Annotated in this window: 17 protein-coding genes; 5 read left to right on the top strand and 12 right to left on the bottom strand. The window is 68.2% G+C overall.

What is annotated here, in order from left to right; all coding sequences use genetic code 11:
- Window positions 1–72: 72 nt before the first annotated feature.
- Window positions 73–1431 (bottom strand): hypothetical protein, encoded by a 1359-nt coding sequence (locus BST28156_RS04720; RefSeq protein ID WP_012218321.1) that lies wholly within the window; start codon window positions 1429–1431, stop codon window positions 73–75.
- Window positions 1432–1756: 325 nt separating this feature from the next.
- Between BST28156_RS04720 and BST28156_RS04715 the strand changes: the two genes are divergently transcribed.
- Entirely contained in the window at window positions 1757–2437 is a 681-nt protein-coding gene (locus BST28156_RS04715; protein ID WP_006399115.1) for a GntR family transcriptional regulator, read from the top strand.
- Between the two features lie 28 nt (window positions 2438–2465).
- On the opposite strand, the gene BST28156_RS04710 is transcribed toward BST28156_RS04715, so the two are convergent.
- On the bottom strand, window positions 2466–2660 hold the full coding sequence (locus BST28156_RS04710) for a hypothetical protein (RefSeq protein WP_006399114.1): 195 nt from the start codon (window positions 2658–2660) through the stop codon (window positions 2466–2468).
- A 220-nt stretch (window positions 2661–2880) separates the two neighbouring features.
- Window positions 2881–5031 (bottom strand): glycoside hydrolase family 28 protein, encoded by a 2151-nt coding sequence (locus BST28156_RS04705; RefSeq protein ID WP_012218319.1) that lies wholly within the window; start codon window positions 5029–5031, stop codon window positions 2881–2883.
- A gap of 527 nt (window positions 5032–5558) precedes the next feature.
- Here BST28156_RS04705 and BST28156_RS04700 point away from each other — a divergent pair.
- From BST28156_RS04700 to BST28156_RS04690, 3 genes are read left to right on the top strand one after another with little or no spacing between them, the layout of a single operon-like run.
- Complete coding sequence (locus BST28156_RS04700; protein WP_006399111.1) at window positions 5559–6545, top strand: TRAP transporter substrate-binding protein; 987 nt, start codon at window positions 5559–5561, stop codon at window positions 6543–6545.
- Complete coding sequence (locus BST28156_RS04695) at window positions 6542–7111, top strand: TRAP transporter small permease (RefSeq protein WP_012218318.1); 570 nt, start codon at window positions 6542–6544, stop codon at window positions 7109–7111. The genes BST28156_RS04700 and BST28156_RS04695 overlap by 4 nt, the downstream gene beginning before the upstream one ends.
- Window positions 7112–7117: 6 nt before the next feature.
- A complete protein-coding gene (locus BST28156_RS04690; RefSeq protein WP_012218317.1) occupies window positions 7118–8470 on the top strand; it encodes a TRAP transporter large permease in 1353 nt (450 codons plus the stop codon).
- A 154-nt stretch (window positions 8471–8624) separates the two neighbouring features.
- Here the strand turns inward: BST28156_RS04690 and proP are convergent, their stop codons facing one another.
- The 8 genes from proP to BST28156_RS04650 form a co-directional block, all read right to left on the bottom strand.
- Window positions 8625–10094: a glycine betaine/L-proline transporter ProP gene (proP, locus tag BST28156_RS04685; RefSeq protein ID WP_012464845.1), complete on the bottom strand. Its 1470-nt coding sequence runs from the start codon at window positions 10092–10094 to the stop codon at window positions 8625–8627.
- A gap of 373 nt (window positions 10095–10467) precedes the next feature.
- On the bottom strand, window positions 10468–11538 hold the full coding sequence (locus BST28156_RS04680; RefSeq protein ID WP_012218315.1) for a porin: 1071 nt from the start codon (window positions 11536–11538) through the stop codon (window positions 10468–10470).
- 248 nt (window positions 11539–11786) lie between these two features.
- Window positions 11787–13829, bottom strand: coding sequence for an acetate--CoA ligase (acs, locus tag BST28156_RS04675; protein ID WP_012218314.1), 2043 nt, complete (start codon window positions 13827–13829; stop codon window positions 11787–11789).
- Between the two features lie 188 nt (window positions 13830–14017).
- Entirely contained in the window at window positions 14018–15895 is a 1878-nt protein-coding gene (locus BST28156_RS04670) for a sigma-70 family RNA polymerase sigma factor (protein ID WP_012218313.1), read from the bottom strand.
- Entirely contained in the window at window positions 15879–16196 is a 318-nt protein-coding gene (locus BST28156_RS04665) for a high-potential iron-sulfur protein (RefSeq protein WP_012464848.1), read from the bottom strand. The genes BST28156_RS04670 and BST28156_RS04665 overlap by 17 nt, the downstream gene beginning before the upstream one ends.
- 74 nt (window positions 16197–16270) lie before the next feature.
- On the bottom strand, window positions 16271–17509 hold the full coding sequence (locus tag BST28156_RS04660) for a c-type cytochrome (RefSeq protein WP_012218311.1): 1239 nt from the start codon (window positions 17507–17509) through the stop codon (window positions 16271–16273).
- Between the two features lie 70 nt (window positions 17510–17579).
- On the bottom strand, window positions 17580–19307 hold the full coding sequence (locus tag BST28156_RS04655) for a methanol/ethanol family PQQ-dependent dehydrogenase (protein ID WP_006399100.1): 1728 nt from the start codon (window positions 19305–19307) through the stop codon (window positions 17580–17582).
- Between the two features lie 87 nt (window positions 19308–19394).
- The gene (locus BST28156_RS04650; protein WP_038442352.1) at window positions 19395–19682 is read right to left on the bottom strand and encodes a hypothetical protein; all 288 of its coding nucleotides are present in this window, start codon (window positions 19680–19682) and stop codon (window positions 19395–19397) included.
- Window positions 19683–19905: 223 nt separating this feature from the next.
- On the opposite strand from BST28156_RS04650, the gene BST28156_RS04645 reads away from it, so the two are divergent.
- Entirely contained in the window at window positions 19906–22206 is a 2301-nt protein-coding gene (locus BST28156_RS04645) for a TonB-dependent receptor (protein ID WP_012464849.1), read from the top strand.
- An 18-nt stretch (window positions 22207–22224) separates the two neighbouring features.
- Here BST28156_RS04645 and BST28156_RS04640 read toward each other — a convergent pair.
- Window positions 22225–22641 (bottom strand): alpha/beta fold hydrolase (locus tag BST28156_RS04640; protein ID WP_367651220.1); only part of this gene is annotated, 417 nt, incomplete at its 5' end.

The following is a 22641-nucleotide window of genomic DNA, read 5'->3' as shown; positions in this document are numbered from 1 at the left end:
CGCTTGCGCGTGCTTGGCCGACGAGCGGCGACGTATCGCGTCGAATGTCGCGGCGCCTGCGCTCATCCGTCGCTATGGCGTATAGCGCGACGCATAGCTGGCCGCCCGTGCGACCTGTTGAGCGTGGCGCTCGCCGGCCGTCACGTACTTCGTCGTGGGCGGCAGCACGGAGGGCAGGTCACGCAGCTTCACGAGTCGGGCGGACGCCGACGGCGGCGCGGCGCCCGCGGTATCGGGCAGGCCCTGCCAGCGCAGGTTCAGCAGGCCCTCGTGGATGCCCACCGTGTCGACCCAGTTGTAGACGCCGGGATCGCTCGGCGACACCACGAACGTATAGGTGCCGTCCGGATCGGCCACGGCCTGCGTGTTATTCAGCGTCTGTGTATGGCCGATGTAGTCGGTGGTGATGGTCCAGCGGCTATAGGCCGGCGCGATGAAGTACTTCGCGCCGCCGAGGTTGACGCTCAGCACCAGCGCTTCGTCGTCCGCGAGTCGGAACGCACTGTAGGTCGCGGCCTGCGAGCTCAGGCGACCGTTCGCGCCGCCGCGCGTGATCGCCGGCAGCGTGTTGACGGGCTGGGCGTAAGCCAGCGCGTTGTAGTAGGCAAAGACGTCGCCGACCTTGCCGAGCGTCGACGCCAGTGCGGCGGCCTGGGCGTCCTGCGTCACGGTGCTCGCGGTAGTGGTCGCGGGCACCCGCTTCACCGAGAGGCGGTTGAATTGCTGCACGCCCCAGTCGTTGACGGTGTCGCGGATAAAGAACGACGCGGCCGTCGGCGTGAGCTGCACATGGTTGCCGCTGCCCTGCGCGTTGGCATCTGCCGTGATCGTGAAGTTGCCGTCGGCATCGATCGCGAGTTGCTGGCCGGCCAGGTTGGATAGCGTCGCGTTCGCGCTGTTCCAGAGGCTGATGTTCACGTCGACCGGTGCATGCCTGTCGACGTGGCCGGCGACGACATAGCTGGCCGCCGGATCGACGACGAAGGTGCGGTATATCGTGTCGGGGTTGTCGAACGTCGTGCGCGAGCCCGGGACGTTGAGGCCGAACCAGGCGTGCGGTGCCGCGAGCAGCGACACGATTTTCGGCCGTTCCGGATCGCGGTTGGCGATGGACAGCGCATTGGAGAAGACCGTTTCGTCCACGGCGGTGTCGAGGCTGGCCATCGCTTCGGCCGGGACACCGCCGAGCGTCTGCGCGACGGCGAGCCATTTGGACTTCAGGACGGCCTTCGCCTCGATCACGGCAGGCGCCTGCACGAGTTCGAGCGCCCGCTTTTCGGCGGCGATCTGATCGTCGGTCGCCAGCGGATTTCTGCTGCCCGCGCTCGCCGACGCCGCCGGGCTGGAGGCATCGCCACCGCAGGCGGCCACGCCGAGGGCGACGAGGGCGACGGGAATCGAGAGTCTTGCAATGCGCGTGGAACGGGTCATGTCGGGCCGGCGGAAGTCGAGGATCGTGCAGCGGTCGCCGATCTTAAAAGGCGGTCGTACGTGCCGGGAACCAAGAAAACGCGATATGGAAAGCAGGAAAACCGGAGAGCGGCGTCGCGTCGCCCGTTCGTATGTCGGAGGGCCGCGTCGCGCCGGCGCGATAGGGGGCGAGCGTCGGAATGCCGTGCATCGATCGCCCGACGCCGACGCGCCGCTTCCGTGCGCAGCGAATCGCCGCCCGAAAACGCTCTGCTAATATCGTAGAAAATATGCAATATCCACCGTCGCGCCGCCGCACGCCGACGGTCTAGCCGAAACCGCAAACATGAACGAGAAACGCCCCGCGCTGGTCTATGCGACGCGCGCCGAAGCCGCAGCGAACGAACTGCGCCGCCGCATTCTGTCAGGCGAATACGTCGACGGCTATCAGCTGCGCCAGGACGCGCTCGCGACCGAACTCGGCATCAGCCGCATTCCGCTGCGCGAAGCGCTCGTGCAGCTCGAAAGCGAAGGGCTCGTGAAGATCCTGCCGCACAAGGGTGCGGTCGTGTCGGAGCTGTCGCCGGAGGACATCACGGAGCTGTTCGAATTGCGCGCGCTGCTCGAACCCGTGCTGCTGAAGAAATCGATCCCGAAGCTGACCGCGGAAGATTTTGCACGGCTCGACGCGATTCTCGCCGAATACAGCAAGGTGCTGCACGCGAGCCAGTCGGGCCGCTGGGGCGAACTGAACACCGAGCTGCATCACGTGCTGTTGTCGCGCGCCGAGCAGCCGAAGACGGCGGCGATCGTCGCCTCGCTGCTGCAGCAGACCGATCGCTACACGCGCGTGCAGCTGTCGCTGTCGCAGGCTGCGCGCGACGTCGCCGAGTCCGAGCATGCGGAACTCGTCGCGCTGTGCCGCAAGGGCGATGCGCGCGCGGCCGCGTCGTTGCTCAAGCGGCATATCGAACACGCGGGCGGCGAGCTGAACGCGTTTCTGCGCGAACGGCGGCTCGGCCGCTGACCGCGCCGCGCGCGCCCGCCCGCGGCGCTCAGCCGCCGCCGATGCCCTGCAGCACCTTGCCGGTCCCGCCGCACACCGTGCACGGCCGGCCCTCGACCATCCCGGTGCCGTGGCATGCGCCGCATAGATCCTCGCCGACGCCCGGCGCGTCGGGCGGCCCTTCGTCGCCGGGATTCAACGGTTCGTCCGGATTCGGCCCTGCCGAGCGTTTCGTCGTCTGCATCGCGTGCCTCCTGTCGGATTGACAGATGCACGCGGCGGCGCATCGCGCGTGCCTGCTCGTGCTTGCTCGGGCCTCCTCGTGCGATAGGGGCCGCGACCGCGGCGCGCGGGGCGCCGAGTCGAGGCGAGTCAAGGCGAGCACGAGTTGAAGCGCGGCCGCGAGTGGCAGGCGTGCTGCACACGCGGGCAACCCCGTTCGGCTCACCCGCGCGACGCGGCGCTTACAACGACGGCGCCCACGTCGTCCCGAACGGATTCGACTGGTCGATGCCGGGGAAGTCGACGAACGCCTTGCTGCAGTCGACGACGTTGGCCGGACGCGCGTTGTGCGTCGCCATGCCGTCGACGACGACGCGGTTCGCCGTCGATGCGAATATCGGCAAGTTCACGTTGTGCAGCGTCAGGTTCGCGTCCGAGGCGATCACCGAGATGCTGTCGGGCGTGTCGGCGACCACGTCGGTCAACGTCATCGCAAGCGGGAACGCCGGTTCGCCGTAGCCGCCGGTATTGGCTTCGAACCCCTGCAGCTTCACGCCCGCCTCGCCGAAGATCGCGACGTTCGCAAGCGAGATGTCGTGGAAGTTCGGGTAGAGCGGACCGCCGGCCGGCACGGCCTTGGTGCTGTAGTACGGCGTGAACAGCAGCGCGTTCTTCGCGTCGCGAATGCAGATGTTCGCGTAGTGGATCTGGCTGACTTCGCCGCCGCGTGCGTAATCCGACTTGATCCGCAAGCCTTCCTCCGAATCCTGGAACGAATTGTCGTAGACCTGCACGTTCGTCACGCCGCCGTTCGTCTCGCTGCCGATCGAGATCCCGTGCCCCCAGTAGATGTGGTTATGCGCGATGGCGATGCCCCACTTGCGGTCCGCGCGCACGTCGCGGTTGCCGTCGATGCCGGGCAGCTGCGAGCCGGCCGGCGACGGGTTGTTGCCGCCTTTCAGCGCGATGTCGTCGTCGCCGGTGCTCACGTAGTTGTAGGCGAACACGACGTTCTTCAGATAGCCGTCGAACGAAACGGGGCTGGCCGACGTCGTCGTGCTGCCGGTCGATAGCGCGGCCGAGATCGGCTTGGACGCCGAGCCCGGATCGAATGCGTCGGTGTTCTTGACGTTGTCGGCGTTGAAGGTCTGGCCGTTGTAGAGCGGATTGCCGTTGCCGGCCGGATTCGCGAACGCGGCGAGCGTCGGCGTCTGCACCTTCACGTTCCAGACGGTCAGGCCGTCGATGCCGCTCGGCACGACGTGGAAGTTCGGGCTGTTGTTCAGCGTGATCCGGTACAGCGTCAGGTTCTTCGCGTAGTTGAACACCATCAACCGGAAGTTCGACTGCGAGCCGAAGCCGGTCGTCCCGTTCTGCACCATGTTGCCGAGATACGCGAGATCCCACCACGTCATGTTGCGCACGGTCGATTTCGAATCGACGACGGTGCCGCCGTCGTCGCACGCGGTGCCGTCCGGCGCGACGGTGCCGTTGCGGTAGGCCGCGTACGTGTTCGAGCAGGTCAGGTCGACCTTCATCAGCGGATATTTCGCGTCGGACGTCACGAGTTCCGCGTAGCCGCGCCCGTCGATCCGGCCGTCGCCGACCACGGCCGCGTTGACGAGGTTCGTGCCGGTGATCAGCGCGAGACAGTTCGACGAACTGCCGGCCTTCGTCGCGCTGACGGCCGTGTTGCCGCAATACGGTCCCGCCACGTTCGGGGCATACGCCTTCACGTCGCGCGATGCATACAGCGTGACGCCCTTGTCGATCCACAGCGTGACGCCGGACGGCAACGTCAGCGGCCCGCTGATGAAGCCGTTGCCGGCGCCCGCATGGTTGACGACGAGCCGCACCGCGAACTTGCTCGCGCGGTACTTCGGTTGCGCGAGCGTTTCGCCGGACGCGCCGGCGAGATTCACGTTCGGCACGGCCGCCGCCTTCTGCGATGCGGTCGCGGCCGCATCGGCGGCGGCGATTGCCGCGCCGACTTCGGCGTCGACGGCCGCGCCGCAGGCGTCGAGCGCGGCCTGGATGCGCGCCTGGTCGGGATTCGCGGTCGCGGCCGACACGGCCTTGCCGACGCCGGACGGCGACGGATCGGCCTCCGGCGGCAGCGAGCCGTCCGGACGGCTGACGAGCGTATTGCTCGCCTCGAGCGTGCTGCAGACCTGCGCGTCGGTCGGCAACGCGGGCTCTGCGGGCAGGTTCGGGTCGACCGTCGTCGTGCCGACCTGGAACACGCTGTTCGCCGACGGTGCCGCCGCCAGGGCGGCGCTCGCGCCGGGCTCGTCGCCGCCGCATGCGGCGAGCGTCGCGGCCGACACGAGCAGGACCGCAAGCAGGCCGAGCGCGCGCGGGCGCGCGTGCGGCCGGAATCTACGGGATGTCATCACGCTGTCTCCTGAAGGGCATCGGTTGCATCCGATGCGGTTGGGGGTATCGGGTGCTGCGCGGTGTTGCGGGGCCGGCGCGGCGGGCAGGGCCGCGGTCGCGCGGCCGGTGCCCGGGCCCATGCATGCTCGTGACATGCGGCGTGAGGTGATTGTGGTCAGTCATCCTATAACGGCGCGCGGAGCAGCGAAAGAGCACGCATTGACGGCCGGAAAACGGCAAAACAGCGGCGCGGTTTCCGTTATGGACGCGTTCCGGAAAACGTTTCGCAAAACGGCGCGAAAACGGAGAAGCGTGTTCCACGTTCTGGGCAATAGACCGTGGCGGGGCGTGTTTCTAGGGGTATGCACCAAGTGAGTTAAACGATTAACCGACGTACATTGGCGCAACACATCATACGACGTACGACTGAGACGCCCGAAACCGCCCGCCGCCAGGCGGCCGGCATGCCGGCGCGCCGCAGCGTACCTCGCCGACGAACGCGTGCCGGAGGATCGCCGAGCCGCAACCATCAAGGAGACTGACGATGAAGCACCGATTCACCCGCTCCCGTACCGCGCTGGCCGTTGCGCTGCTCGCCGGCTTCGCGGCATCGGCTCACGCGCGCGTGTTCCGCTCGGCGGACGTGCACGGCGACAACTTCCCGACCAACATGGCCGTCAAGTACATGGGCGACGAGCTGTCGAAGCTGACGGGCGGCAAGGATTCGATCAAGGTGTTCGGCAACAGTGCGCTTGGTTCCGAGAAGGACACGGTCGACCAGGTGCGGATCGGCGCGATCGACATGGCGCGCGTGAACGGCGCGTCGTTCAACGAGATCGTGCCGGAATCGCTGATCCCGTCGTTCCCGTTCCTGTTTCGCGACATCGACCATTTCCGCAAGGCGATGTACGGGCCGGCCGGCCAGAAGATCCTCGACGCGTTCGCCGCGAAGGGCATGATCGCGCTGACGTTCTACGAGAGCGGCGCGCGTTCGATCTACGCGAAGCGCCCGGTGCGCTCGCCGGCCGACATGAAGGGGCTCAAGGTGCGCGTGCAGCCGTCGGACCTGATGGTCGACGAGATCAAGGCGATGGGCGGCACGCCGACGCCGATGCCGTTCGCCGAGGTCTACACGGGCCTGAAGACGGGCCTCGTCGACGCGGCCGAGAACAATCTGCCGTCCTACGAGGAAACGAAGCACTTCGAGGTCGCGCCCGACTACTCGGAAACGCAGCACGCGATGACGCCCGAAGTGCTCGTGTTCTCGAAGAAGGTGTGGGACAAGCTGACGCCGGAAGAGCAGACGGCGATCCGCAAGGCCGCGGCCGATTCGGTGCCGTACTACCAGAAGCTGTGGACCGCGCGCGAGGCGTCCGCGCAGCAGATCGTGACGAAGGGCGGCGCGAAGATCGTGCCGGCGTCGCAGGTCGACCGCGCGGCCTTCGTGAAGGCGATGCAGCCGCTCTGGGCCAAGTACGAGAAGACGCCGCAGATGAAGCAGATCGTCGACGAGATCGAGGCCATCAAGTGACGCGTCACACTTCCCTGGACGGCGCGGCCGCCGGTGCGCCGGCCTCGGCTGCGGCCGACGGCGGCGCGGCGGCGCGGCCGCATCCGGTGCCGGTGCTGCGCCGCGTGAACGACGTGCTGTTTCGCGTGCTGGCCGTGATCGCGTCGCTTTGTCTCGCGGCGCTCACGGTGCTCGTGTTCTATGCGGTCGTGATGCGCTACGTGTTCGAGAACGCGCCCGACTTCGTCGAACCGATCGCGCTGCTGCTCGTGATCGTGATCGCGATGTTCGGCGCCGCGATGAAGGTGCGCGACGGTGGCCATATCGGCCTCGACTCGTTCGTGCGACGGCTGAACCCGCGTGCGCGCGACGCGGTCGTCGCGTTTCAGCATCTGAGCCTGATCGGCTTCGCGATCGCGATCCTCGTCGGCTGCGGCAGCATGGCCGTCGAAACGATGGGCGACCGCATTCCGATCATCGGGCTGCCCGAAGGCGTGCGCTATCTGATCACGATTCCTGCGGCGGTCGCGATCATCCTGTTCTCGCTCGAGCACCTGCTCGCGCTTCGTCGCGCTTCAAGACCATAAAACGCCATGGAACTCGCGATCCTGTCCGTCAGTTTTCTGATTTTCCTCGTGCTCGGCGTGCCCGTGTCGTTCGCGCTCGGGATAGCCTGCGTGCTGACCTATATGGTCGAAGGGCTGCCGATCGCGACCGCGATGCAGTCGATGATTTCGGGAATGAACGCGTTCTCGTTTCTCGCGGTGCCGTTCTTCATCTTTTCCGGCGAGCTGATGCTGCACGGCGGCATCGCCGACCGGATCCTGCGCTTCGCGCAGGCGACCGTCGGCCACTTCCGCGGCGGGCTCGGGATGGCGAACGTCGTCGCGTGCACGCTGTTCGGCGGCGTGTCCGGTTCGCCGACGGCCGATACGTCGGCGATGGGCGGCGTCGTGATTCCGCTGATGAAGCGCGAAGGCTACAGCGCCGCGTATGCCGTGAACGTGACGACGCACGCGTCGCTCGCCGGCGCGCTGATGCCGACCTCGACCAACATGATCATCTACGCGTTCGCCGCGCAGGGGATCACCGGGATGCTGCACGGCCAGCCGGTCAGCGGCGTGTCGATCGGCGATCTGCTGTTCTCGGGGCTCCTGCCCGTGCTCTGGGTGATGGGCTTCGTGCTGGCCGCCGCGTACTGGCAGGCCGTGCGTCACGGCTATCCGCGCCGTGCGGACGGCTCGTCCGCGCTGCCCGCGTTTCCCGCCTGGTATGCGGTCGCGCGCAGCTTCGTCGGCGCGGTGCCGGGGCTGCTCGTGATCGCGATCATCCTGGTGTGCGTCGCGAAGGGCATTGCGACCGCGACCGAAGCGGCGGCGATCGCGGTCGTCTATTCGCTCGTGCTGACGGCGATCGTCTATCGCACGTTGACGCTCGACAAGCTGCGCCGCGCGTTGTCGCATGCGTCGCGCACGACGGGTGTCGTGCTGCTGCTGATCGCGGTGTCGAACATGCTGCGCTTCCAGATGTCGTATCTGGAGATTCCCGATGCGATCGAAGGGCTGCTGAAGCAGTCGACGGCCGCGCCGTGGCTGATGCTGCTGTACATCAACATCATCCAGGTGTTTCTCGGCACGTTCGTCGACATGGCCGCGCACATCCTGATCACGACGCCGCTGTTCCTGCCGATCGCGATGGCATGCGGCGTCGGCCCCGTGCAGTTCGGCATCATGCTGCTGCTGAACTGCTCGCTCGGCCTCGTGCACCCGCCGATCGGTTCGGTGCAGTTCGTCGGCTGCGCGATCGGCAACGTGTCGATCGGCGAGACGACGAAGATGGCCTGGCCTTACTACATCGCGATCTTCAGCGCGATCAACATCGTCACGTATCTGCCGTTCTTCTCGACCTGGCTGCCGAGCCTGATCAGCGGGCACCCCGTGTACTGAACGCCGTTTGTCACGCGCCTCGCGGCGGCGCCGGACGAAGCCAATCGTCCGGCGCCGCCGCGTTTTTTCCTCGTCGCCATCGGATGATATCGAACGTGTTCACGAAAGCGAAGCGGCCCGCGCGCGCGATCGCGACGCTCGCGCGCCGCATCGATCACGCGCGCTCGCCGGCCGGCGCGAACTTGCGCTCGCGCACGCGTGCATCGCCGGTTTCGCCGCGCATCAGCGCGAGCGCCTCGGCGCGACTGCCGACGCACGGCGCGGAGCCCGGCAGCGGCCGGCGTGCGCTCTCGCGCAGCGCGAGCACCGACACGATGCCGATGAACGAGGCGCCCATCAGGTAGTACGCGGGCATCATCAGGTCGCCGGTGCGATCGACGAGCCAGGCGGCGACGAGCGGCGTCGTGCCGCCGAACAGCGACACCGACACGTTGAAGCCGATCGCGAGCGCGCCGTAACGCACGCGCGTCGGAAACAGCGCGGGCAGCGCGGACGGCATCACGCCGGTGAACGTCGACAGCAGCGTGCCGTAGATCAGCATGCCGGCAAACACGGGCAGCATCGCGCCGCTGCGAATCAGCATCAGCGCGGGCACCGACAACACGAGCAGCCCGACGCAGCCGAACATCATCACGGGCTTGCGGCCGATCCGGTCGGACAGATGGCCCGCGTACAGCGTCATCGGCATCATCAGCACCATCACGATCAGCACGAGCACGAGGCTGTGCGATTCGTCGAAGTGCAGCGTCGACGACATGAAGCTCGGCAGATACGACAGCGCCATGTAATCGGTCACGTTGAAGATCAGCACGAGGCCGACGCATTGCAGCAGCGGCTTCCACTGTTCGACGAGCAGCGCGCCGAGCGTCTGTTTCGGTCGTGCGCGTTCGTCCGCTTCGCGCGCTTCGGCCTCCTTCTTGAACGCCGGCGTTTCCTCGAGCTTCAGCCGCACGTACAGGCCGACGAGGCCGAGCGGACCGGCGATGAAGAACGGCACGCGCCAGCCCCACGACAGCAGCGCTTCGTGCGACAGCGTCGCGGTCAGCAGCGCGACCGTCGCGGCGCCGAGCGTATAGCCGATCAGCGTGCCGAACTCGAGGAAGCTGCCCATGAAGCCGCGGCGCCTGTCGGTCGAGAATTCGGCGATGAAGGTCGCCGCGCCGCCGTATTCGCCGCCGGTCGAGAAGCCCTGCACGAGCCGCGCGATCAGCAGCAGCACGGGCGCCATGATGCCGATCGATGCGTAGCTCGGGATCAGGCCGATCGCGAAGGTGCCGACGGCCATCATGATCATCGTCATCGCGAGCACGCGCTGACGGCCGATGCGATCGCCGAGCGGGCCAAACACCATGCCGCCGAGCGGACGCACGATGAACGCGGCCGCGAACGTGCCGAAGGTGGCCAGCAATTGGGCGGACGGGCTGCTGGACGGGAAGAACACTTTGCCGAGCGTGACGGCGATATAGCTATAGACGCCGAAGTCGAACCATTCCATCGCGTTGCCGAATGCCATCGCGCCGACTGCACGCTTGAGCACCGCGCGGTCGACGATCGTGATGTCGTCCAGCTTGACGGACTTGCGCGAAGAGCGGGCTTTCGCGGGGCGCGCTTGCGACGTACTCAATGATGTCTCCTGGAAGGGCCTCGATGCCCGGCCGAGCGGACGCGCGGCGCGCGTGCGCCGGCCATCGGGGGACGAAGCGGATGTCTCGGGCCGCGGCGATGCCGTCGACGCGCGCGCGCCGGCCGACACCTCGCGAGTGTGTTGGTGGAAAACAGTGTAGAGAAACGGGCGGGACCGACTATCGGTCATCCGCCCGGAAATCGGTCGTAAACGACACGGATGGCGCGCGCTGACAACTGGCGAGGCGGCGCATCTGCGCGGCGGGGCAGGCGGTCCGCATCACGCCGGCGGCGGTCTATACAGGAACGCCGCAGGCACGCGGCCGACGCCGCATGGCGCAGGCCGGCGCCGCGCAGACGTGCTCGGAACGCGCTCAGAACGCGTGCCGAATCCCGACGTTCGCGCCGACGGTCGTCCCCGTCGCACCGTAGAGCGCGTTGTTGATGCCGAGCCCCGTGTTCATCGCGCCGTGGTTGTCGACCATCGCGACCTGCGCATAGAGCGAGGTCGCCTTCGACAGGCTGTAGCTCGCGCCGAGCGCCGCGAGCAGCGAATGATTCGCGGTGTCGTTGCGATCGCTCGTGTACCAGACGCCGCCGTTCAGATCGACGGCCGGTGTCGCCTGATAGTCGAGCCCGCCGCCGTACACGTTGTTGCTGAACGAGCCGCCGACCTTGTAGCTCGCGAACGAGGCCTTCGCGGTGACGGGCCCGAACCGGTACGCGGCGCCGATCGTGCGGCCGACGAACGCGACGGTGCTCGGCACCGGCGTTGCCGCGGTGCCGCCGTCGTTGCCGTCGTAGAACGCGGCGTTGATCATGAAGCCGCCGTGCTCGTACTTGAGGCTTGCCGAATACTGGCGTCCGGCCTGGAAGTTGCCGGCGGCGCCGCCGAACGCGAACATCGCGCTGCCCGTCAGGCCCGCGATCGTCGGGCTCGTGTACGACACGGCGTTCGCGTTGAACAGGCCCGTCACGAGCACGTTGTCGACGTACGGAATCAGTCCGCTGCCGAAGTGCGAGAAGCTGCGCGGATCCGAATCGAAGATCGCGAGCAGGAACGGCGAATACTGCAGGCCCGCCTTCACCGTGCCGAATGCGCCGTCGAGTCCGACCCACGCTTGCCGGCCGAAGAAATTGCCGTTCGAATGATTGAACGCGCCGTTCGTGACGGCGAAGCCGCTTTCGAGCTGGAACTTCGCTTTCAGGCCGCCGCCGAGATCCTCGGTGCCCATCATGCCGAACGTCGTCGGCGTCATCCCGGTGTCGGTCATCGCGAACTGGTGGCCCGCGTTGCGTCCGGTCGTCGCGTCGAGCGTCTTGTTCGTATAGAGCAGGGCGGCGTCGAGATTGCCGTACAGCGTCACGCTGCTTTGCGCGAACGCGCCGCTGCAGGCCATTGCGCCGGCGGCCGCCGCGCAGCCGATCCAGAAGGTGTGCTTCATGTGTGTCTCCAGTGTTGTTGTACGTCGGAAAGCGTCGAACAGAATTCCAAAGCATCGAACTGCGAAAACGACGGCCACCGGCAAACCGGCATCCGTCGCGCGGGCCGTGCAGGCGGATGGCGCGCGGCGGGAACGCACGGCGGCGCGATCGGTTGGCGATCTGCGCGCGAGCGCGTTCGCGGCACGGGTCGGTGCCGGAACGGGCGTGCGTCGAAGATGTCGTGAGCGGCCGGCCATGCCGGCACGCGCTACAGTGCGCGGGCGAGCTGCCTGAGAATCGCCGGATTCTCGAGCGTGGACGTGTCCTGCGTGATGGCCTCGCCCTTCGCGAGCGAGCGCAGCAGGCGCCGCATGATCTTGCCCGAGCGCGTCTTCGGCAGGTTGTCGCCGAAGCGGATGTCCTTCGGCTTCGCGATCGGGCCGATCTGCTTGCCGACCCAGTCGCGCAGCGCCTTCGCGAGCGCCGCGGCCTCTTCGCCTTCGGGCCGCGCGCGCTTGAGCACGACGAACGCGACCACCGCTTCGCCCGTCGTGTCGTCGGGACGGCCGACCACCGCGGCTTCGGCCACGAGCTCGTGCGCAACGAGCGCCGACTCGATCTCCATCGTGCCGAGCCGGTGACCGGACACGTTCAGCACGTCGTCGATGCGGCCCATGATCGTGAAGTAGCCGGTGTCCTTGTCGCGCACGGTGCCGTCGCCGGCCAGATACAGGCGCCCGCCGAGTTCCTCGGGGTAGTAACTCTTCTTGAAGCGCTCCGGGTCGCCCCAGATCGTGCGGATCATCGACGGCCACGGCCGCTTGACGACGAGAATGCCGCCCTGACCGTTCGGCACGTCCTGGCCCGTCTCGTCGACGACCGCGGCCATGATGCCCGGCAGCGGCAGCGTGCATGAACCGGGCACGGTCGGCGTCGCGCCCGGCAGCGGCGTGATCATGTGGCCGCCGGTTTCGGTCTGCCACCACGTGTCGACGATCGGGCAGCGCTCCTGGCCGACGTGCTTGTGGTACCACATCCACGCTTCCGGATTGATCGGCTCGCCGACCGTGCCGATGATGCGCAGGCTCGACAGGTCATAGCTCTTCGGATGCACTTTCTCGTCGGCTTCGGCGGCCTTGATCAGCGAGCGGATCGCGGTCGGCGCCGTATAGAACACGCTGACCTTGTGATCGCCGATCATCTTCCAGAAGCGGCCCGCATCGGGATACGTCGGCACGCCTTCGAACACGACCTGCGTGCCGCCGCATGCGAGCGGGCCGTACGTGATGTAGGTGTGGCCCGTGACCCAGCCGATGTCGGCCGTGCACCAGAACACGTCGGTGGGCTTCCAGTCGAAGGTCCACTTCACCGTCTGCGCGGCCCACAGCAGGTAGCCGCCCGTGCTGTGCTGCACGCCCTTCGGCTTGCCGGTCGAACCGGACGTGTAGAGGATGAACAGCGGATGCTCGGCGCCGACCCATTCGGGCGCGCAGGTGTCGGATTCGCCGTCGGCCAGTTCGTGCATCCACAGGTCGCGATCGGCATGCCAGTCGATCTTGCCGCCGGTGCGGCGATAGACGATCACGCTCTTCACCGCGTCGCAGCCGCCCATCGCGATTGCTTCGTCGGCGATGTTCTTCAGCGGCAGCGTCTTGCCGCCGCGCACCTGTTCGTCGGCCGTGATCAGCGCGACGGCGCCGACATCGACGAGCCGCTCGTTCAGCGATTTCGCGGAGAAGCCGCCGAACACGACCGAGTGCGTCGCGCCGATTCGCGCGCAGGCCTGCATCGCGACGATGCCTTCGATCGACATCGGCATGTAGATGACGACGCGGTCGCCCTTGCCGATGCCGCGTTTCTTCAGCGCATTGGCGAAGCGCGAGACGCGCGCGAGCAGGTCGGCATAGGTGACGCGCGTGACGGTGCCGTCGTCGGCCTCGAAGATCACCGCGACGCGCTCGCCGTTGCCGGCTTCGACGTGGCGGTCGAGACAGTTGTACGACGCATTCAGTTCGCCGTCGTCGAACCACTTGTAGAACGGCGCATCGGACTCGTCGAGCACCTTCGTAAACGGCTTGTGCCACGCGAGGCCCTCGCGCGCGAGGCGCGCCCAGAACCCTTCGTAATCGCGCTCGGCCTCGGCGGCCAGTGCGCGATAGGCCTCCATGCCGGAAAGGGTCGCGCGGTCGCGCGTGTCGGCCGTCGGTTCGAAGATTCGACGTTCGTGAAGGATCGAGACGAGGGCGGTCAAGGTGTTCTCCGTGGAAAAGCGCAACGTGTCATGCAATGGCGAACGAAACGCAACATGCATGCCAGTCGCACGACGATGCGCGCTGCCTGCACGCCGGTGCCGCCGGTGCGAGGCGGCGGGCACGCCGTGCGTTGATCGGCCGACGCAGACGCCGCGGCCGGCGGCCGCCGGCGTGCGCCGAAATGCAGCAGCGGCTGTTGCAGGTATCAACACGACGCGCGGCACAGTCGGCGCATCGTGTGCGTGCGTCATCCGACGAACGGGCGCAGCACCGCGAGCGTGCCCGAGGCGCGCAGGCGTGCGAGTGCGGACGCTTCGATCTGCCGCACGCGCTCGGCGGACAGATTCAGACGGCGGCCGATGTCGCGCAGCGAGCAGCCTTCGCCCGCATGCAGCCCGTAGCGCAGCCGCACGATCAGCGCTTCGCGCGGCGGAAGCCGGTCGATCGCGGCGGCGATCGCAGCGCGCCGTTGCGCCGCGTCGGCCGCGTCTTCCGGCGACGGTGTCGACGCATCGGGCACGACGTCGACGAACGTCATGTCGCCGTCCGGCGCGATCGGCAGGTCGGCCGAAACGGGCTCCTTCACGATCGCCATCAGGTCGCGCACCTTGTCGACCGGCTCGCCCATCTGCGCGGCCAACTCGGCTGGCGTCGCGGTCGCGCCCGCACGCTGCCGATGTTCGCGCGCAAGCCGTGCGAGCTTGTTGATCGCGTCGACGGTGTGCGTCGGCACGCGGATCGTGCGTCCGAGATCGGCCAGCGCATGCGTGATCGACTGCCGGATCCACCAGGTCGCGTAGGTCGAGAAGCGGAAGCCGCGGCGGTGATCGTAGCGGTCGATCGCTTTCAGCAGCCCGATGTTGCCTTCCTGGATCAGATCGGCGAACGGCAGCCCGCGATCGGGATAGCGCTTCGCGATCGACACGACGAGCCGCAGGTTCGCGTCGAACAACGCGGTCTTCGCCGCGCGCGTCGCGCGTTCGATCGCATCGAGCCGCGCATCGAGCAGCGCGACCGTGCGCGGCGGCAGCACCGATGCGCGTGCCTCCGAGGCGAGCGCGTCGCGCGCCTCGAACAGCGCCGGCGCGCTGCGCTTGAGCGCCGGCTCGCATTCGGGATGCGCGGCGATGCCGGCCGCGAGCCAGCGCGCGTGATCGTCGTCGTGCGCGTCGTGGTATCGCCAGGTCGTCTGCGACGGGATGCCCGCATGGCGGAGCACGCGCGTCATACGCGCGAGCTGTTCGCGATGACGTCGTGCGCGCCCGCGCAGCGGCGCGCCGATGCGCTCGACTGCACGTGCGGACAGTCGCAGCGGGCGCAGTAGCGCCGCGGCATCGCGCGCGGCGGCGCGGTACGCGCGCGACGCCGTGCCGCCCGACGTCAGCGCGGCGCGCATGTCGCGCGCGAGCACATCGAGCGACGACAGACGGGCGAGGGCCGCGTCGCACACGTGTGGCTCGCCCGGCCGCATGTCGTCGTGTTGCGCGTCGCCATGCAGGTCCAGTGCGGCCGCTGCATCGGCATGCCCGCCCGCATCGACGAACATCAAATAGGCCGATGCAGCGGCCCGGCCTTCCGCGATCTCGCGACGGATCGACGCCAGCGCATCGAGCGCATCGGGATCGCCGCACAGCACCGCCACCGACGCCGCGCGGCCGCGCTCGATGCGCTGCGCGTAGGCGATCTCCTCGTCGTGCGTGAGGAGCGGCACCGTGCCCATCTCGCGCAGATAGAGCCGCACCGGATCGGTCGTGCGCGGCACGAGCAGATCGAAGGCCGCGAACGCACCGTTGCGCTCGGCCGCCGCGCGGGAGAGCGGTGCGGGCCGGAAGTACCGGTCGAGCGACCAGCCCGTTTCCGCATGGGCATCGTCCGATACCGCGATGCCGAGTTCCGCAAGGACGGCTGTCGCGGCGTCGATGCCGGCATCGTGCGCGTCGTCGTCGGGCAGTGCGTCGATCAGGTCGCCGCGCGTCACGAAGCCGCGCGACAGGCCGAGTGCGATCAGTCCGGCGAAACGCGTGCTCGCCGATGCGAGCGTGTCGTCGTGGCCGCCCGCGGGCGCCGGCTGCCGTGCATCGGGCATCGCCGATGCGTCGCGCGCGGCATCACGCGCGCTTCGCATACACGTTGCACCAGCCGTCCGCCGCGACCGCCTTGCCGCCGAACATCGGACACGTGCCGGCTGCGTCCGCGGCCTCGCCCTTGTAGAACCGGCAGTTCGCGCAGCGCTGGCCGGGCTGGTATTTCGGGAACTGCGCCGCATCGACGGCCGCGGCGTGCGCACGATAGCCGAGCGATTTCGCCGTGGCGTCGTTTTCGTCGACGAGCGGCGGCGCCGCGGTCGCGGTGCGCGCCGCCGCGAGCGCCGCGCACAGGCCGAGCGTCTGGACGATGAAGGTTCTGCGAGTCGTCGAGTAAGTCACTGTCGTATGTCCTGATGAAGAGAAAAAAACAGATGCATGCGGCGCCGTTCGCATCGGCGTGCCGCGTGCGGTCGTCACTGTCCGGCGGCCTGATGACCTGCGGGCCCGACGACGAGCGGCGCGGTCGACGCGCGCGCGGTATCGGCCGTCAGCTTGCTCTTGCCCGCGACATAGCCGTTCGACGCGAGCAGGAAGGCCATCAGGTCCGCGTATTCCTCGTCCTTCAGCTTGCCGGGCTGGTCGGCCGGCATGTTGGTCGCCATGTAGCCGAACACGCCGCCGATCGTCAGATGCGAATGCGATAGCGGCGCGAACGACGGGCCGCTCAGCGCAGGCGCGGTGTTGCCTTCGAGATCGGCGCCGTGGCATTTCGCGCAGGCGTTGCCGTACAGCGTGCGGCCATGCTCGACCTGCGCGGCGTCGAACGTCGGCGCGTGCTCGGCGGTGCTCGCGGCGATCCGGATGAAGCCGCCGCCGGCCGGCAAGCCGCGCGCGCGCACGAAGCCTGCGCGCATGATGCTGCCGGCGACGGGCGGCATCGCATCTGCGTTGCGCGCTTCGAGTGCGTTGGCCGGCAGCGTCCATTTGCGCGTGAGTGCGGCGAGCCGGCCGTCACGCTTCATCTGCGTGAGCGCGGTGTCGATCCGCTGCTGCAGCGAGGCCGAGCGCGGCGCGAACGCAAATGCCAGCTGCCACGCGGTGTACGGCGACGACGTCGGCGCGATGCGAAACGTCTGCTTCGGATGCGCGGCCTGATACGCGACGACGGCCGGATACCAGACGATCGCGCGATGCGCGCGGCCGCTGGCGACTGCCGCGACGGTCTGCTCGGACGTGTTCTCGAGATCGAAGTGCGCGTTCTGCTGCTGGACCGCGATCAGTTGCGCGGGGCTCGCGTACGTCGCGGCGACGATCTCGCGACCGCTCGTCGACGCAGCCGCGTCGCGGCGCGTGACGCTCACGTAGCCGGAACGCAGATAGCCCTGCGAGAACAGCAGTGTCGTGTCGGACGCATCGGCGATCGCCGAGCGCGGGAAGCCCGCAAGCACGTCGCAATCGCGTTCGAGCAGCCGCACGAGCTCGTGGGCGGAGACGCCGTCGTCGTCGCTGCCGTCGACGCCGGGGGCGGCGAACGTCGCGACGACGCCGGCCGTGCGGAACGCTTCGCGCGCGACGGCCTTGTCGAGCGCAGCGGTCGGCGTGCCGGGAAGCGAGCACACGCGCACCGGCGCGGCCGCGGCGGGCAGTGCCGTCAGCGCGGCGCCGGATGCGAGCGCGCAGGCCGCGGCGAGGTGGGGAAGTCGGAGGTTCATGTTCGTACGCTCGGATGAAAGTCGGGAAGCGCGCCCGCGCGCGGCGGCGCGGGCGCGACGTAGCAGCGGCTCAGGTGCGATCGAGGGCGAACACGTAGAGCGTGCCGCCGCGCGGCACGTCGTCCGCCGCCTTCGCCATCGGGCCGCCCCAGATCGGGTTCGCGCCACCGTAGCCGGCGAGCACGGCGACGTATTCCTTGCCGTCGACCTCGAACACCGAGGGCTGCGCGATGATGCCGCTCGCGAGCTTCGGGCTTTCCCAGAGCACCTTGCCGGTCGATACGTCGAACGCGTACAGGTGTCCGTCGAGCGAGCCGCTGAACGCGAGGCCGCTCGCAGTCGTCGCGACGCCGCCGTTCCACGGCAGCTTGCTCCAGTGGCTCCACACCTTCTTGCCGGTGTTCACGTCGATCGCCTGCAGTTCGCCGTATCCTTCGCTGCCGGGCTCGGGCTTGATCTCGAAGCCTTCGCCGAGATACGGCAGCCCTTCCATGTAGTTCACCGATTTGCCCGACAGGCTCATGCACGCGTGCAGCGACGGCACGATCGCGAGGTGGCGCTCGGGGTCGTACGACACCGACCACCAGTTCTTGCCGCCGAGGAAGCTCGGGCAGGTATCGATCGTCGTGCCGACCTTCGGATACTTCGCCGGATCCTGGATCGGCGTGCCGTCCTCGGTGTAGCCGGTGACCGACGTCGCCTTCACGAACGGCTCCGCGTAGATCAGCTTGCCGGTGTCGCGGTCGATCGCGTGGAAGAAGCCGTTGCGGTCCGCATGGATGATCGCGTCGCGCGCCTGGCCCTTGTAGCGGATCGTCGCGAGGATCGGCGTGTTCACGCCGTCGTAGTCCCATGTGTCGTGCTTCGTGTACTGGTAGTGCCACTTCAGGTCGCCGTTCTTCGGGTCCAGCGCGAGCAGCGAATCCGAATAGAGGTTGTCGCCGGGACGCAGATCGGCGAGCCACGGCCCCGGATTGCCGACGCCCCAGTACAGCGTGCGCGTCGCCGCATCGTAGGTGCCGGTCAGCCACGCGGGTGCGCCGCCGTGCGTCTGCATCCCGTCTGGCCAGGTGTCGCCGTGTTTTTCTCCCTGGCCCGGAATCGTGAAGCGCTTCCAGAGCAGCGAGCCGTCGTTGGCGTTCAGCGCGGCGATGAAGCCGCGCGCGCCGTATTCGCCGCCCGAGCTGCCGACGACGATCGCACCGTCGAGCGCGAGCGGCGCGAGCGAGAACGCGTAGCCGAGCCCCGGCTCGAACATCTGCTTCTTCCACACGAGCGTGCCCGTCTGCGCGTCGAGCGCGGCCACTTCGCCGCTGAGCATCGCGACGTACACGTTCTTGCCGTAGAGCGCGACGCCGCGGTTCACGACGTCGCAGCACGCGGTCTTGAACGATTCCGCGCCGAGCTTGGGCTCGTATTTCCAGAGCTGCGCGCCGGTCGCCGCGTCGAACGCGTAGACGTTGTCCTTCGGCGTCGTCACGAACAGATAGCGGCCGTTGACGATCGGCGTCGCTTCGAAACCCTGCTTCAGTTCGGCCGGAAACTTGTAGCTCCAGGCCTGCGTGAGCCGGCCGACGTTCGACGCATCGATCTGCTTGAGCGGCGAGTGCGCCTGGCCGTTGTACGTGCGGTAGTAGGTCAGCCAGCCCGGATCGTGCTGCGCATTCGTCAGGCGCTGATAGGTGACGGCCGGATAGTCGGCCGCGGCGTCCACGAGGCCGGGATTCAAGGCGATGGCGGCTGCCGCCGCGATGCCGATCGTTGCCAGTCGGCTCGTCGAAGCCGAGAGTTTCTTCATGGTTGTCTCCTGAGTCATTGTGGTCGCACCGCGGCAAACAGATCGCCGGGCCGGCATGGACGGGTTCCGGATCCAGTGCGACCTCGGTCACGCAAATCGCATGCCATTACGCCGGCGGCCTTGTGCGGCGAGGGTCAGCGCGCGATTCGAAGGCGGCGCTGGCAATGCGCGGCATGGTCGGCCGCGGCGCGCATCTGTTGCGTTCGGGAACAGCGTGCTGTGCGCACTGTTGCGAAACATGACAGTGCGGGTGGTGCGCACGGTGCCGGTCGGCGTGGCGATGAGGCGATGCGGCGATGCGCGTGGCATGCGACGACCAATCGACATCGCGTAACGGCGCGCATCGCCCGCGCACCGCGCGTCGTCGATCCGCATTGGCGCAGGCGCAGCGCGCCGACCCGAAGCGCAACACCTGCCGATCCGACAACGCGGTGTACGCCGCACGTCGTCGCGTCGGCGCACTACGCGTGCACCGCGATTTGCACGCATCGGCATGCTTCTTGCCGTTCGGTTTACAGACGACTCGTTGCGCGGCCCACGTCGTGACATGCACGCGCGACGGGATCGCGAAAGCGACAAGGACACCGGAGGAGACACGATGAAAGAGACCGCACCGTCGAAGCGGCGCGTCGCGGCCTGCCGCGCGCGCATCGCGCTGTGCTGCGGCGGCGCGTTCGGCGGGCTGCTGATCGCATGGCCCGCACATGCCGCACCGGACGACAGCCGCGACGCGACGACGCTCGCGCCGATCGTCGTCGTCGGCACGACACCGTTGCTCGGGCTCGGCACGCCGCTGTCGCGCGTGCCGTCGAACGTGCAGACCGTGCGGAGCGCGGAGCAAGAACGCCAGCATCGCAGCACGCTGACCGACTATCTCGACAAGAACGCGACGAGCGTCGACATCGCCGAGGCACAGGGCAACCCTTACCAGCCGGACGTCAACTACCGCGGCTTTACCGCGTCGCCGGTCGTCGGCACGCCGCAAGGCCTGTCGGTGTTCGTCGACGGCGTGCGCATCAACGAATCGTTCGGCGACGTCGTGAACTGGGACATCCTGCCGCCGTCCGCGATCGACACGCTGCAGCTGATTCCCGGCTCGAACCCGACCTACGGGCTCAACACGCTCGGCGGCGCGCTCGCGATCACGACGAAGAACGGCAGCACGAGTCCGGGCGGCGCAGTGGAGGTCGGCGCGGGTTCGTGGGGACGCAAGACGGTGCAGTTCGAGCAGGGCGGCCGTGTCGGCGATCGTGTCGACTACTACCTGAACGCGAATGTGGCGAACGACAACGGCTGGGCCGACCACAATGCGAGCCGCGTGCGGCAAATCTTCGGCAAGCTGCGCTATACGGATGCCGATACGACGCTGTCGCTGTCCGCCGGCGGCGCGGACAATACGCTGCAGGGCACGCAGACGATTCCGCGCTCGTTCCTCGACAATCCGCGGCAGGCCTATACCTATCCGGACCTGAACCGCAATCGCGCCGGCTATCTGACGCTGTCCGGCGATCATGCGTTCGGCGATCGCGTGCAACTGAGCGGCAACGTGTATTACCGCCGGTATCGGAACACGAACGTCAGCAGCAACGTGAACGAAGACGTCGGCCGCGCGGACGACGATGACGCCGCCGACGGCGCGCAGGCGACCAACGACCGCTCGACGATCGCGACCGAGCGCTATGGCGCGAGCCTGCAGCTCACGCTGCTCGGCAAGCCGGCCGGCTTCGACAATCAGTTAGTGCTCGGCGCATCCGCCGATCTGGCGAACGCGCGCTTCGAACAAGCGTCGCAGCCGGCGGCGTTTACCGATTCGCGCGCGACGATCGGTATCGGCGAGTTTCAGCAGACGACGCGCGCGAAGACGCGCAACGCAAACTACGGGTTCTATTTCGACGATACGCTGCAGCTCGCGCCGCAATGGTCGCTGACGCTGGCCGGCCGCTACGACTGGGCGCGCGCGGCGATCGAGGACGTCAGCGGGCTGCAGCCGCTGCTCACTGCCCGCCACACGTTCTCGCGCTTCAATCCGGCGATCGGCGTCACCTGGAATCCGGCGCCCGGCCTGACCGCGTATGCGACCTACAACGAAGGCATGCGCTCGCCGACCGCGATCGAACTCGCGTGCGCGGACCCAGCGGCGCCGTGCTCGCTGCCGAACGACTTTCTCGCCGATCCGCCGCTGAAGCCCGTGATCGCGAAGACGGTCGAATTCGGCGCGCGCGGGCGCGTCGGCGCGGCGACGACGTGGAGCGCGGCGCTCTACCGCACGACGCTCGACGACGACATCCAGTTCGTCAGCAGCAACGGCGGCGCGGGCACGCTCGGCTATTTCCAGAACGTCGGCAAGACGCGCCGGCAGGGGATCGAGCTCGCCGCGCATACGCGCGTCGGGCCGGTCGGGATCGGCGTCAGCTACAGCTATGTCGACGCGTCGTACCGCTCGACGTGGACCGAGCACAGCGCGAGCAACTCGAGCGCCGATGCACGCGGCAACATCGTCGTGCGATCGGGCGACCGCATCCCGGGCATTCCGGCCAGCACCGCGAAGCTGCGGCTCGACTATGCCGCGACGCCGACGTGGAGCCTCGGCACGAACCTCACGTACCGCAGCGGCGTGTTCGCGCGCGGCGACGAAAACAACCGCGACGCGGGCGGCAAGCTGCCGGGCTACCTGCTGATCGACGTCGACACGACATGGCAGGCGACGAAACATCTGCAGCTGTTCGCGTCGATCACGAACCTGCTCGACAAGCGCTATGCGAGCTTCGGAATGCTCGGCCGGAATTTCTTCAACGGCCCGAACCATATGTTCGACGGTGCCGCTGCGGTCGACGAGACGTTCGTCGGGCCGGGCGCGCCGCGCGGCGCGTGGATCGGCATGCGCTATGCGTGGGACTGATCGCGCGCCGCGCGGCCGTCACGCATCGCCGAACAGCGTGCGGATCGCGCGCGCGAGACGGCGCGCGAGTGCGGCATCGCTCGCGAGATGACCGGCCGGCACGCGTTCGACGATCGCCGCGGGTACCGCGCGCGCGAGGCGCGCGACGTTATCGACAGGGCAGACCGCGTCGCGCGTGCCGTGTACCGCATGCAGCGGCACGCCGGCGTGCGCGGCGCGACGCGCGAGCGACAGCAGCCGGCGCTCGCCGAGCCAGCAGCGACGCTGCAGGTAGTGCGCCTGGATCCGGTACTTGTCGGCGAGGCGGTCGAGCGCGCGCGGCGTCGTGCGCATGCGACGCACGGGCGCGCCGGCGAGCAGTGCGTCTTCGTACGCGCTCCACGCACGCGCGATCGCGCGGCGTCGACCGGCATCGACGCCCGGCCGCAGCCCGCG

This window comes from Burkholderia pseudomultivorans, assembly GCF_902499075.1.
Taxonomy (GTDB): Bacteria; Pseudomonadota; Gammaproteobacteria; order Burkholderiales; family Burkholderiaceae; genus Burkholderia; species Burkholderia pseudomultivorans.
Note: the sequence above shows the minus strand (reverse complement) of the source record. Positions and strands in the feature narration are given on the sequence as shown.

Bases quoted from the DNA above. Each gene is read 5' to 3' on its own strand.
- BST28156_RS04650 (WP_038442352.1), bottom strand. From the start codon at position 19,682: ATGCGGATCGACGACGCGCGGTGCGCGGGCGATGCGCGCCGTTACGCG.
- BST28156_RS04645 (WP_012464849.1), top strand. From the start codon at position 19,906: ATGAAAGAGACCGCACCGTCGAAGCGGCGCGTCGCGGCCTGCCGCGCG.
- BST28156_RS04660 (WP_012218311.1), bottom strand. From the start codon at position 17,509: ATGAACCTCCGACTTCCCCACCTCGCCGCGGCCTGCGCGCTCGCATCC.
- BST28156_RS04720 (WP_012218321.1), bottom strand. From the start codon at position 1,431: ATGACCCGTTCCACGCGCATTGCAAGACTCTCGATTCCCGTCGCCCTC.
- BST28156_RS04710 (WP_006399114.1), bottom strand. From the start codon at position 2,660: ATGCAGACGACGAAACGCTCGGCAGGGCCGAATCCGGACGAACCGTTG.
- acs (WP_012218314.1), bottom strand. From the start codon at position 13,829: ATGCATGTTGCGTTTCGTTCGCCATTGCATGACACGTTGCGCTTTTCC.
- BST28156_RS04670 (WP_012218313.1), bottom strand. From the start codon at position 15,895: ATGCGAAGCGCGCGTGATGCCGCGCGCGACGCATCGGCGATGCCCGAT.
- BST28156_RS04700 (WP_006399111.1), top strand. From the start codon at position 5,559: ATGAAGCACCGATTCACCCGCTCCCGTACCGCGCTGGCCGTTGCGCTG.
- BST28156_RS04705 (WP_012218319.1), bottom strand. From the start codon at position 5,031: ATGACATCCCGTAGATTCCGGCCGCACGCGCGCCCGCGCGCGCTCGGC.
- BST28156_RS04655 (WP_006399100.1), bottom strand. From the start codon at position 19,307: ATGAAGAAACTCTCGGCTTCGACGAGCCGACTGGCAACGATCGGCATC.
- BST28156_RS04680 (WP_012218315.1), bottom strand. From the start codon at position 11,538: ATGAAGCACACCTTCTGGATCGGCTGCGCGGCGGCCGCCGGCGCAATG.
- BST28156_RS04715 (WP_006399115.1), top strand. From the start codon at position 1,757: ATGAACGAGAAACGCCCCGCGCTGGTCTATGCGACGCGCGCCGAAGCC.
- BST28156_RS04690 (WP_012218317.1), top strand. From the start codon at position 7,118: ATGGAACTCGCGATCCTGTCCGTCAGTTTTCTGATTTTCCTCGTGCTC.